At 34.9% G+C, this 13,250-nt stretch carries 12 protein-coding genes; all 12 read left to right on the forward strand.

The features are described from left to right. Positions 1–805: bifunctional metallophosphatase/5'-nucleotidase (locus tag ACW2QF_RS02330; RefSeq protein ID WP_455714381.1), on the forward strand; the 805-nt coding region annotated here is incomplete at its 5' end. Positions 806–1,140: 335 nt separating this feature from the next. Then, positions 1,141–1,569 (forward strand): division/cell wall cluster transcriptional repressor MraZ, encoded by a 429-nt coding sequence (gene mraZ / locus ACW2QF_RS02335; protein ID WP_455714382.1) that lies wholly within the window; start codon positions 1,141–1,143, stop codon positions 1,567–1,569. Between the two features lie 89 nt (positions 1,570–1,658). After that, positions 1,659–2,594, forward strand: a complete 936-nt coding sequence (rsmH, locus tag ACW2QF_RS02340) for a 16S rRNA (cytosine(1402)-N(4))-methyltransferase RsmH (protein WP_455714383.1) — start codon at positions 1,659–1,661, stop codon at positions 2,592–2,594. Positions 2,595–2,631: 37 nt separating this feature from the next. Then, entirely contained in the window at positions 2,632–3,198 is a 567-nt protein-coding gene (locus tag ACW2QF_RS02345) for a septum formation initiator family protein (RefSeq protein ID WP_455714384.1), read from the forward strand. A 9-nt stretch (positions 3,199–3,207) separates the two neighbouring features. Next, positions 3,208–3,990, forward strand: coding sequence for a hypothetical protein (locus ACW2QF_RS02350; protein WP_455714385.1), 783 nt, complete (start codon positions 3,208–3,210; stop codon positions 3,988–3,990). Positions 3,991–4,017: 27 nt separating this feature from the next. Continuing rightward, positions 4,018–5,313: a penicillin-binding transpeptidase domain-containing protein gene (locus tag ACW2QF_RS02355; protein ID WP_455714386.1), complete on the forward strand. Its 1,296-nt coding sequence runs from the start codon at positions 4,018–4,020 to the stop codon at positions 5,311–5,313. A gap of 72 nt (positions 5,314–5,385) precedes the next feature. Next, entirely contained in the window at positions 5,386–7,329 is a 1,944-nt protein-coding gene (locus tag ACW2QF_RS02360; protein ID WP_455714387.1) for a penicillin-binding transpeptidase domain-containing protein, read from the forward strand. 74 nt (positions 7,330–7,403) lie between these two features. Next, the gene (gene mraY, locus ACW2QF_RS02365; protein ID WP_455714388.1) at positions 7,404–8,372 is read left to right on the forward strand and encodes a phospho-N-acetylmuramoyl-pentapeptide-transferase; all 969 of its coding nucleotides are present in this window, start codon (positions 7,404–7,406) and stop codon (positions 8,370–8,372) included. Positions 8,373–8,426: 54 nt separating this feature from the next. Beyond that, entirely contained in the window at positions 8,427–9,788 is a 1,362-nt protein-coding gene (murD, locus tag ACW2QF_RS02370; protein WP_455714389.1) for a UDP-N-acetylmuramoyl-L-alanine--D-glutamate ligase, read from the forward strand. Between the two features lie 57 nt (positions 9,789–9,845). Further along, positions 9,846–10,994 carry an FtsW/RodA/SpoVE family cell cycle protein gene (locus ACW2QF_RS02375; protein WP_455714390.1) on the forward strand — a complete coding sequence of 383 codons (1,149 nt, stop codon included), beginning with the start codon at positions 9,846–9,848 and terminating at the stop codon, positions 10,992–10,994. Between the two features lie 85 nt (positions 10,995–11,079). Then, positions 11,080–12,336, forward strand: a complete 1,257-nt coding sequence (gene murA / locus ACW2QF_RS02380; RefSeq protein WP_455714391.1) for a UDP-N-acetylglucosamine 1-carboxyvinyltransferase — start codon at positions 11,080–11,082, stop codon at positions 12,334–12,336. A 107-nt stretch (positions 12,337–12,443) separates the two neighbouring features. Further along, positions 12,444–13,175: a cell division protein FtsQ/DivIB gene (locus ACW2QF_RS02385; RefSeq protein WP_455714392.1), complete on the forward strand. Its 732-nt coding sequence runs from the start codon at positions 12,444–12,446 to the stop codon at positions 13,173–13,175. Positions 13,176–13,250: the final 75 nt, after the last annotated feature.

The following is a 13,250-nucleotide window of genomic DNA, read 5'->3' on the forward strand; positions in this document are numbered from 1 at the left end:
AAATAATACAGTTATTACAAGTACAGGAGAGTACCTACAAGAAGCAGGTATGGTAACGGTAACTGTAGACCAATACAAGAATGTTAGTATTGTTCCTACAACTATAAAAGCTAGTGATTACCAACCAAGCATGGTACTCAATGATTCTTATGTACAATCAGTTGTTGATGGAATTACTGCAGCACAAGAACCGATTTTAAACGAAGTTGTTGCAAACACTCCTATCGAATTGGAAGGTAGAAGGGAATATGTAAGAAAAGGCGAAACGAATCTATCAAGGTTAATTACTTCAGCAATGTTGAATGAGACAGGAGCAGATGTAGCAATTACCAATGGTGGGGGAATCCGTGCATCAATCGATTCTGGTGAGATAACAAAAGGTGAGGCTATTACAGTACTTCCATTTGGTAATTATATTGTAACGGTTAAAGTTACTGGTAAAGAATTGAAAGAAGCTATTGAACATGGTCTACCAGAAATGGTGAATGGGGAAATTCAATCATTAGCATCGATTGCACAGGTTGCAGGTATTGAGGTTACCTATAATCCTTCAGAAAAAGCTGGTAACAGAATTGTATCAATTACAAAGAATGGGAAAGCTATTAAAGATACAGATACATTTATTGTAGCAACGAATGACTTCATGGCAACTGGTGGTGATGGATATACTATGTTAGCTAAGCCTGTTGTAAATGAATTCTCTGCATTAGATGAAGCTCTAATTAATTATATATCTAAGATTGGATCGGAAGGGATTAAGAAAATTGATGCTGAAAGTGCTAGAGTGTCAATTTTAGAAAAATAGGACTAAAGTCCTAGGACTAAATATCTATATACTTTTACAACAACATCTAGTACTGCAAAGTTAAAATTGAGAAATTCTTACAAGATGTTGTGCCAAACGTGAAGACGAAAAATTATGACGCCATAATTTTTCGTCTTTTTATTTTGGAGAAAAGCTTGATAAAATCCCAAGAATGTTATAAAATTACACCATAAGTGGTACAAAGTGGTGTGAAGTGGTACGAAGTGGTGGAAATTGAGTAAAATAATTTACTTAGGTGTATCAAGATCGACAGCGCCAATTTGAATGAATTTCAATTTGACGCTGTCAATCTTATACGAAAGCAGGTGTGTCATATGTTTATGGGTGAACATAATCATACAATTGATGCCAAAGGCAGAGTGATTATTCCCGCCAAATTCAGAGAAGAACTCGGAGACGAATTCGTTTTAACTCTTGGACTTGATGGGTGTTTATTTGTTTACCCAAATGACGAGTGGAACAGCTTCGTAAACGAACTAAAAGGACTTCCTGGCAACAAAGAAGCAAGACAATTACAACGTTACTTTATGGCTGGTGCTGCTGGTTGTGAAGTGGACAAGCAAGGAAGATTTCTTATACCACAAAAATTACGTGAACATGCAGGACTTGATAAAGAATTAGTGTTAGTCGGTGTGCTTAATAAGATAGAAATTTGGAGCAAAGAACGTTGGGAAAGCAATAATACATATGAAAATATGGATGAAATTGCAGAACACATGTCAGAGTTCGGATTAAGTTTTTAGTGTAATGAGGATTACGAATAGCTACTTAATTGACGGATATACTAAGGAAATGATAAAAAATACAAACATCAGCGATTGGAGGTCGGGTAATGGAATTTAAACACAAGTCTGTATTATTAGATGAGACAATTAATGGCTTAAACATTAAGCCAGACGGCATCTATGTTGATGGAACTCTAGGTGGAGGTGGACATGCCTATGAAGTATGTAAACGCCTTGGTGAACATGGAAGATTTATCGGAATTGATCAAGATGCGGCCGCAATTGAAGCTGCTACAGATAGATTGAAAGAATTTGCAGATAAAGTAACAATTGTAAGAAGCAATTATTGCAACATGCCCCAAGTATTACAGGAATTAGGTATTGATAAGGTTGATGGAATCGTACTCGACTTAGGTGTTTCCTCATACCAATTAGATACAGTAGAGAGAGGTTTCACATATCGTGAGAATGCTCCTCTAGATATGCGAATGGATCAGAGAAATGATCAAACAGCTAAGGATATTGTTAATAATTATAGTGAATTTGATTTATATCGAATTATTCGTGACTATGGAGAAGATAAGTTTGCTAAAAATATTGCTAAACATATTGTAAGAGCTAGAGAAGAAAAACCTATAGAGACTACAGATGAACTAACTGAAGTGATTAAGGCTGCAATTCCTATGAAGGTTAGAATGAATACAGGGCATCCTGCTAAGAAAACTTTTCAAGCTATTAGAATTGAACTGAATAAAGAACTTGAAGTATTGAATGATACTTTAAACGATATGATTGATTTATTAAATTCAGATGGAAGGATCTGTATTATTACGTTCCATTCCTTAGAGGATCGAATTGTCAAAAGTATTTTTAGAAACAATGAAAATCCTTGTACATGTCCTCCAAGTTTTCCTGCTTGTGTATGTGGTAAAAAACCGAAAGGAAAAGTTATCACAAGAAAACCTATTATTCCATCGGAAGAGGAAATCGAGGAAAACAAGAGGTCAAAAAGTTCAAAGTTGAGGGTGTTTGAGAGAGGGTAAATAATTAATAAAATAAATCTGGGAAGGAGAATGGACTATGGCACGACAACAAGCGAGAAATAATAGGAACGTGCGAAACAAGTACTATCAAAGAGAAAATTACGTTGATGGAACTGCTGTGAGGAAATTACAGGATGTCCCAGATTACGCAGATAATAGTGATGAATATGATGACTATGATTATGCGGAAGAACAAAGAAGGAGAGAGCAGACTTACCAAGAAAGAAAGAGAAGGGAAAGAGCTGCAAATCGTAGAAGAGAAAGAACAAAGACTATGGATGGCATATCGTTGATTGTATTAGTAGCAGCGGTGGCAGTCACTTTCTACGTATGTCTTCAATACATCCAGGTACAATCAGATATAACGACATTAAGTAAAAGCATAGCAGCAAAAGAAAGTCAAGTTGTAACTATGAAGAAGGATAATAATGCTGCCTTGGAAGAGATTTCTAGAAAGTATGATTTGAGTTATGTTTACAAGATCGCTACAGAAGAATTGGGTATGGTATTTCCTGATAAAGAGCAAGTGATTAAATATGATAGTCAGAAGAGTGATTATGTGAAACAGTTTGAAGAAATTCCAAGTGATGAAAATGCTAAGTAGGTGACGTTTATGAATAGAAGAGAACGAGTGAAAGAGAAAAAAATAAAAAAATTTACACACCAAATGCAGGCAAACACATTGCTTGTATTTGGTGTTGTTTTGCTATTATTGATAGCATTGATAGCGAGATTAACATATATAAGAAATGAAAATGGTGAAAAGTATTCAAAAAAAGTGTTATCCCAACAAACTTATAGTAGCAGTGTAATCCCCTATAGAAGAGGTGATATTGTAGACCGAAACGGTTCCGTTCTTGCTACTTCGATTAAAGTATACAATCTTATTCTTGATCCTAAAACAATACTTGAGACTAAGAAGGTAAATGGAGAAACTACAACACCTTATCGTGAACCAACGCTAAAAGCTTTAACTACATACTTTGATTTAGAATACGATGATTTGAATCAAATACTTATTGATAAACCGAATAATCAATATACGGTTGTATTAAAACAGTTAGAGTATAGTGAAATAGAAGAATTTGAAAAAGCTATGGACGCCAAGGATAGTAACATCCAAGGCGTTTGGTTTGAAGAGGAATATAAAAGAACCTATCCATACAATTCAACTGCCAGTGATATCATAGGGTTCACTTCTTCTGGTAATGTTGGAAACTGGGGACTAGAACAGACATATAATTCGTATCTTAATGGAACAAATGGTAGAGAATATGGTTATTTTGATGAAGAGCTAAACCTTGAACGAACAGTAAAACCTGCCATTGATGGGGATACGGTTGTATCTACGATAGACCTTAATATTCAACAAATAGCAGAAAAACAGATTATTTAGGTCCAGTAAGACATTGGTGCTAAGAATGTGGCAGTTTTAGTTATGGATCCTAATAATGGTGAAATTATCGCTATGGCATCTGACAAACAATATGATTTGAATGATCCATATGATTTAACTGGATATTATACAAAAAGTGAAATCAAGAAGATGTCAGAGGAAGAACGTCTGAATGCTTTGTATGGTATTTGGAAGAACTATGCAATATCAGAGAATTATGAACCTGGTTCAACATTCAAACCTTTTGTTATGGCAGCTGCATTAGATGAAGGAATTGTAAAAGATGGGGACCATTATTATTGCGATGGTAAAGAAGTTGTTGTTAAAGGTGTAAAGCCAATTCGTTGCGTTAATCGAAGTGGACATGGGGACCTTACAATTGAAGAAGCTATTATGAAGTCTTGTAATGATGTTATGATGCAAGTTGTTAAGAAGATGGGACGTTCCTTAATGTATAAATATCAGTTCAACTATGGTTTTGGACGAAAAACAGGAATTGACTTGCCGGGTGAAGAAATAGGACAAGTATTTACAGAGGATCAGATGAATCCACTAGAACTTGCTACAACTTCTTTTGGTCAAGGTTTAACTGTAACTATGGTGCAAATGGCAACTGCCTTTAATGCTACGATTAATGGTGGATATTATTATACTCCACATCTTGTTAATAGAATTAAGAATGCGGATGGAGCAACTGTTGAGAATAAAGACGCTGTTTTATCAAAGCAAGTTATAAGCAGTAAAGCTAGTGATTTATTAACAAAATATCTATATAATACAGTGGAAGATGGGACAGCTAAAGTTGCTGGAGTAGAAGGTTATCAAATAGGAGGTAAAACAGGAACTGCCGAGAAGCATACTGGGGATAAAAAAGCATATCTTGTTTCTTTCATTGGATATGTACCTTATGATAATCCGCAGTATATGATCTATACAATTGTTGATGAAGTAAATGATGAAAATCAGGCACAAAGTACTTATGCACAACAATTATCACATGATATCTTAGAAGAGATTCTTCCATTCTTGGGAGTATTAAAATCTAGTGATGATAGTAATGAGGAAGATAAAAAAACTACGAACAAGAAAGATGATACAGCAAATTCAACTTCCAATGATGAAAATGATTCATCTGAATCTACAAACTCTGATCCAAACTCAGAAACTGCTGACGAAGAAGATGATACAGAGAATTATAACGTCTTAGATGATGATGTAGCTGATCAAATTCAGCAAAATTTAGATTCTTCAAAGAAAGAAGATAACACGGACGAAGGAAATATCGAGGGAGAAGATAACGACACAGAAGGCGGAGAACAATAGAAGCTTTGTAACTTAGGAATAACCCATAGTTATTAGTAATAAAATGAATTAATAACAATACGAGGTTTATTCATGGCTACAAATCGAACCTACAACCGTAGGAACACATTTATTGTATTTACAATTATTCTACTTATTGCGGCGCTTCTAATGATTAGACTTACTTATATAATGCTATATCGAGCTGATTACTATGGAGTGAGGGCACAACAATTACACGAAAGAGAAAGACCTATCAAGGCTGAAAGAGGAGTTATTTATGACAGAAACAAAATTGTGATTGCATCCAATAAACCGGTATGCACCATTTCTGTTATTCATAGCCAAATTAAAGATCCTGAGACGGTTATCAAACAACTATCGGAAACACTTGGGATGAGTGAAGAAAAAGTGAGAAAACGAGTAGAAAAAAATTCTTCTATTGAAAGAATTAAGGCTAACGTAGACAAAGAAACAGCCGATATAATTAGAAATTTCGATTTAGATGGCGTTATGGTCGATGAAGATTATAAAAGGTATTATCCTTATGGTTCACTAGCGTCGAAGGTTATTGGTTTCACAGGTAGTGATAACCAAGGGATAATTGGATTAGAAGTAGAATATGACAAGTATCTACAGGGAATTGATGGGACGATATTAACTTTAACAACAGCACAAGGTCTTGAAATTGAAAATGCTGCTGAGGATCGGATAGAACCTATAGAAGGCAATAGTCTCACTTTGAGCCTAGATATGAACATACAACAATATTGTGAACAGGCTGCAAAGAAAGTTATGGAAGAAAAACAAGCCAAGAATGTTAAGATGATTCTGATGAATCCACAGAATGGTGAAATCTATGCTATGGTTAATTATCCAGAATTTGATTTGAATTCTCCATATACATTAATAAATCAAGATGAATCTCAAGTTGCTGCTTTAACAGATAAAGAGAAGAACGATCTGTTGAATGAGATGTGGAGAAATGCTTGTATTAGTGATACCTATGAACCTGGTTCTACTTTCAAAACAGTTACAGCTGCATCTGCCTTAGAAGAAGGTGTAGTAAAGCTAACTGATAACTTCTATTGTCCAGGATATAAGATTGTAGAAGATCGAAAAATCCGATGTCATAAGGTGGGAGGACATGGTGCTGAAACATTCGTAGATGGTATTAAGAATTCTTGTAATCCAGTATTTATTGAACTTGGAGCAAGGGTTGGAGCAACGAATCTATACAAACATTTCAAAAAACTAGGGCTGTTTAGTAGAACAGGTATTGATGTTCCCGGTGAAGCAAATTCTATCATGCATAAAGTAGAGGACATAGGTGCTGTAGAACTAGCAACAATTTCCTTTGGTCAATCATTCCAAATTACACCTTTACAATTATTAAGAGCTGCTAGTGCTATTGTAAATGGAGGTACCTTAGTTACACCACATTTTGGTGTAACAATAACAAACCCGGATACAGGGAATGTTCAGACATTGAAATATGATCTTAGTAAAGATGCAATATCAAAAGAAACCTCAGAGACAATGAAGAGCTTACTTGAAGCAGTTGTTTCAGATGGAAGTGGTAAGCGCGCGTATTTACCAGGATTTAGAATTGGAGGAAAGACAGCTACTTCAGAAAAACTTCCTAGAGGTACAGGTAAATATATATCCTCTTTCATGGGATTTGCACCAGCGGACAATCCACAGGTTATTGCAATTGTATTAATTGATGAACCAGTAGGAATCTACTATGGAGGTACCATAGCAGCACCTGTAATTGCAGATGTATTTGACAACGTATTGCCATATCTAGGAATTGAAGAGAACTACTCACAACAAGAAGTTGAAGAGTATGGTATAGGAAGTTTTCAGATTCCTGATTTTCTAGGGAAAACAAAAGAAGAGGCGGAAGAGTTGATTAAAGTCTACGAATTCGGTGAAATATACTATATAGGAGATGGGGATAAGGTTGCAGAGCAATTCCCGTTATCAGGTGAAACTGTTAACAAAAATAGTGACTTGATTCTATATCTTGATTAGATTATAATTATAAGTTAGGCGGGTTTGCTGAGTTTATAAATGCAAAATACGTATGAAAATATGAGGTGAATGACATGAATTTTAATTTAGTATTACCAGTGTTGATATCGTTTGCAATCACGATTATCTTGTGCCCAATTGTAATTCCGTTTTTGAAGAGACTTAAATTCGGTCAATTTATTCGTGACGAAGGACCAGAATCACATCAGAAGAAATCAGGTACTCCTACTATGGGAGGAATTGTTATATTGGTAAGTATTGTTGTTACTTGTTTATTCTATATTAAAGATTATCCAAACATTGCTCCGATTCTATTTGTAACATTAGGATTTGGATTAATTGGATTTTTAGATGATTATATCAAAATTGTTATGAAGCGTAATCTTGGATTACGAGCATGGCAAAAGATGCTTGGTCAACTAATAGTAACAGCAGTATTCGGTTACTACCTAATGAATTATACAGATGTAGGGACTTCCATACTAATTCCTTTTACAAACGGGAAGTTAGTCGATATATCTTGGTTATACATTCCAATGTTCTTTATCGTAATGTTAGGTACAGTAAATGGTTCTAACTTTACGGATGGCCTTGATGGTTTAGAATCAAGTGTAACAGTACTTATTGCAACATTCTTTTCTGTAGTGGCAATTATTGCTCCTATTGGTGCAAACAGTGGGATCTCTCCAATTACTCTTGCAGTAGCAGGAAGTTTATTAGGATTCTTGATCTACAATGTATATCCTGCAAGAGTGTTTATGGGAGATACTGGTTCGCTAGCTTTAGGGGGTTTTGTTGCTGCTACGGCATGTGTGTTAAGAATGCCTTTGTTTATTATACTTGTGGCATTAATCTACCTAGTAGAAATTTTGTCTGTTATGATTCAAGTAACATATTTTAAATTAACAGGCGGTAAGAGAATATTTAAGATGGCACCAATTCACCACCACTTTGAATTGTGTGGTTGGTCAGAAACAAGAGTTGTGGCTGTGTTCTCAATTGTTACAGCTGTACTATGTATAATTGCATTTGGTGCAATGTAAAAAACTAGTGTATATTCGCGCAGGCTTATATGCTTGATGCAGACGGGAGTAAGTATGGAATTAGAGAATAAAGTTGTATTGGTAGTAGGAACTGGTATTAGTGGAATTGCTGCTACGGAGCTTTTGAAACAGGCAAAAGCTAATATTATTTTGTTTGACTCTAATACGGAGTTAGATGCTTATGAGGTAAAAAGACGTATTGGAGATGTAGATCGAGTAAATATTGTAATTGGTGAACTTTCAGATGAGATAATTGCAACCCTTGATCTTATGATTATAAGTCCTGGAGTTCCTACTGATTTACCTATTGTTAACAAAATAAGAGATACTGGAGTGCCAATCTGGGGAGAAGTCGAGTTGGCGTACCAGTTTGAGAAAGGTCATGTGGCTGCTATAACTGGTACCAATGGTAAAACAACAACAACAGCACTTACTGGAGCTATTATGAAGACCTATTTTAATCATGTATTTGTTGTAGGCAATATAGGTATCCCATATACAAATGTTGTAGCACAGACAACACAAGATTCTGTTACTGTTGCTGAGATGAGTAGTTTTCAATTAGAAACAATAGAACAGTTTAGACCATCTGTTAGTGCTATCTTGAATATTACACCAGATCATCTTAATCGTCATCATACAATGGAAAAATACATTGAAGCAAAAGTAAACATTACAAAAAACCAGACACTGAATGATGTTTGCGTACTTAATTACGAAGATGAAGTACTTAGAGAAATAGGGAAAAAAGTTAATACGAAAATAATTTACTTTAGTTCTGAAAGAGAATTAGAAGAAGGAATTTATCTAAAAGGTGAAGATATCTACAGTCGCTTTGATGAAGTAGAAACAAAACTTTGTAATGTTCATGAGCTCAAACTAATTGGTAAACATAATTATGAGAATGTAATGGCAGGAATTGCAATTGCAATGTCTATGGGCGTTCCAATGGAATATATTCGTAAAGCAATTTGTTCATTTGAAGCGGTAGAACATAGAATTGAATATGTTGCTACAAAAAGAGGTGTTAAATACTATAATGATTCAAAAGGAACAAATCCCGATGCTGCTATTAAGGGTATTCAGTCTATGACAACTCCTACCATTCTAATCGGTGGTGGTTATGATAAAGATTCTGATTACACAGAATGGATTAAGGCCTTTAATGGTAAGGTTAAGAAATTAGTATTAATTGGCCAGACGAAAGAGAAAATTGCTAATACAGCAAAGGAATGTGGATTTACAGATTATGTTTTTGCTGATTCTTTGGAAGAAGCATTTGCAATCTGTGTAGAAGAAGCAAAGCCAGGTGAAGCTGTTTTACTATCTCCAGCTTGCGCTAGTTGGGGAATGTTTAAAAATTATGAACAAAGAGGTACAATTTTTAAAGAGTTGGTTCATAAGATAGAAGAGTAGTTTTGCTTATTCCTGTTCTGGGAAAAACTCAAAACGAGAAAGGCAGGAGGATAGAAAGTGGCGAGAAGTGTAAGTCAAGGTATGGAGCAAAAGAAAAAAAGACATAGTTACTACGATTATAGTTTACTATTTCTAACCTTATTTCTTGTTTGTTTTGGGCTTGTCATGATATACAGTACGAGCTCCTTTAATGCACAAAGAAGGTACAATGGTGATTCCGCTCATTTTGTGAAACAACAAGGTCTTGCTGTGATGATAGGTCTTATTGCCATGTTAACAATTTCAAAAATTGACTATCGGATATTCCTCAAAAAAGTACCAGTATTAAAAATTAGATTAGTTACTCTAATTTACATAGGGGCAGTAGCTTTGCAGATTCTAGTACTTATAGTTGGGGATGAGATTAATGGTGCAAAGAGATGGATTGACCTTGGATTTATATCCTTTCAACCTTCGGATTTGTCTAAGATTGCCACTGTTTTGTTTGTGGCATACGTGGTTAATCTAGCTCCTCGAAGACTTGATACGATTACTGGTTTCTTTCGTATTGCTGTTTACATGGCTCCTTTATTAGCATTAATTGCGAAGGAAAACTTAAGTACAGCAATTGTTATAGCCGGAATTATGGTATCCGTATGCTTTGTAGCTAGTAGAAAGAAATTGTACTTTATTATAGTTGGTTTACTTTGCATAGCTGTTGGTTCTGCTTATGTCTTTGGAGTTGGATATCGAGGCGAACGTGTTGAAGTTTGGAAAAATGTTGAGTCGCATCCGAAAGGTTATCAGATTCTACAAGGATTGTTTGCTATCGCATCCGGAGGATTGTTTGGTACAGGACTTGGTCAAAGTATGCAAAAGTTAGGATTTATTCCAGAAGCCCATAATGATATGATTTTCACTATTATATGTGAAGAACTTGGTCTGTTTGGGGCAATAGCAGTTATATTATTGTTTGTATTGTTATTATGGAGATTATTCATAATTGCAATAAATTCACCAGATCTTTTTGGTGGCTTAATCTGTGTTGGTATTTTAGCACATATAGCAATACAGGTAATCTTAAACATAGCCGTAGTATCCAATTCAATTCCGTCAACAGGAATTCCACTTCCTTTTATTAGTTATGGTGGTACCTCTGTATCCGTATTATTAGCTGAAATAGGGATTGCCTTAAGCGTTTCTAATCAAATTAGGACAGAAAGATAAATATTTGCAATGTTTTTGATTTAGCACACATATTTTAAGAATTCATATAATATATTATATTTATGGACTGTTAGGGGTGTGCGCTGTGACTTATATTCAGGTTACTGGAGGCAAGAAGCTTCACGGTGATATTGAAGTTCAAGGGTCTAAGAACGCGGTACTTCCTATTTTGGCTGCCAGTGTACTGCATAATGGTGTTACGACAATTCATCATTGTCCTGAAATATCAGATGTACAATGCATGATTCGTATATTAGATAGTATCGGTTGTAAAGTTAAGAAAGAAGGCTCTACTGTAATCGTAGACGCCACGCAGCTGAATAATTATCGAATACCAGACGAATTTGTAGCAAGAATGAGATCTTCCATTATATTACTTGGTCCACTACTCGGAAGACAACATTTTGTTACTATTTCATATCCAGGTGGCTGCACAATAGGTGCTAGACCAATTGATTTACATGTTAAGGGATTAAAACGTTTGAATGCGGAAATTATAGAAGCCAATGATCTTCTTACGTGTATGACGACTAAATTACTAGGGACTGAAATTAATCTGGATTTTCCTAGTGTAGGTGCAACTGAGAATATATTACTTGCTGCTGTGCTAGCAGAGGGAACAACAATTATTACAAATGCAGCAAAGGAACCTGAGATTGACGAATTATGTGCGTTTTTAACTTGCATGGGGGCCAAAATTGACGGTAGTGGAACTGGTACAATTATAGTTCAAGGTGCGACTTCATTACATGATTGTGAATACACAGTGAAAGCAGATCGAATTGTTACAGGTACGTATATGGCTGCAGTAGCAGCTACAGGAGGAAAAATAATCTTACGTGGAGCCGTAAAGGAGCATATAGAGGAGGTAATTGAGGTAGTTAATAGAATGGGCTGTGTAACACAAGCAAGCTCAGAAGGTATCACAGTTATTCAAAAATCAAGACCGAATGCATATGATTTGTTAAGAACAAGGTCATATCCAGGATTTCCAACAGATTTGCAGTCGCCAGTAATGGCTGCATTAACGATTGCGAGAGGCAATAGTATTCTTATAGAAAATATATTTGAAGCTAGATATAAAGTTGTTAAGGAACTAGTTAAGATGGGCGCAAATATAGAAATTGATGGCAAAATAGCAATAATTAGAGGTGTTAGTTCTTTGCATGGAGCATCCGTTAAAGCATATGAATTGCGTGGAGGTGCAGCGCTTGTTATTGCTGGAATGATTGCAAAGGAAACGACAGACATTCATTCAATTGAATATATATTAAGAGGTTATGAGGACATCTGTAGGGATCTGCGGATGCTTGGTGCCACTGTAAATTATATAGAAGAGTAACATGATAAGAAACCTTCACCACAATGATGAGGAACTTAATTGTGGTGAAGAAGTTATCATATAGAATACTATTGATTGTTAAGAATACATAGAAGATGGTGAAAAGTATGAGAAATGTCCAAAAGCGTAAAAAGAAAATAAAAACTAAGATTATATTGCTTATATTAGCATTGTTTGCAATTGGACTAGTAGTATTCTCGCAGTTAAGCCGAATTCAGGATATTAAGATAATTGGTTGTGAACGCTATTCAGAAGATGAAATTAAAGACATTTTAATGTCTGACACTCGTTATGAGAATAGTATATATCTTTATCTTAAGTATAAGTACGGTGAGCCAAAGCAGGTACCTTTCATTGAATATATGGATGTCAAACTTACTAGTATTGATACACTCACGGTTCATGTTTATGAAAAATCAATTTTTGGTTGTATAAATTATCTTGGTGACTATATGTATTTCGATAAAGATGGAATTGTTGTAGATAGTTCTAGTGAACCATACGAAGGTATTCCTATTGTAACTGGGCTAGTATATGAGAAGATGATATTAACAGAAAAAATAGTAGCGCAAAAGGACGAGCTGTTTGATGTAATTAAGGATTTAACAAGACTGATCCATAAATATGAAATTGATATCGATACTATACATTTTCAGTCAAATAATGAGGTGATTTTATATAATGATAAGATAAAAATTCTATTAGGCAAGAAAGATATGTATGACGAACAAATTGCTGAATTAAAGAATATGTTGCCTAATATTAAAGGGAAAAAAGGAACTTTACATATGGAAAACTTTACAACCGGAAGTAAGACATATTTCGAAATATCCGAGTAAAATTCTTTAATTAAGGGGTGATTTTTTATATAATAAAAGATTTTATAGTAGTGTAATGGATGTTAAATACAATAT

The sequence above is a fragment of the Anaerosporobacter sp. genome, assembly GCF_965301125.1.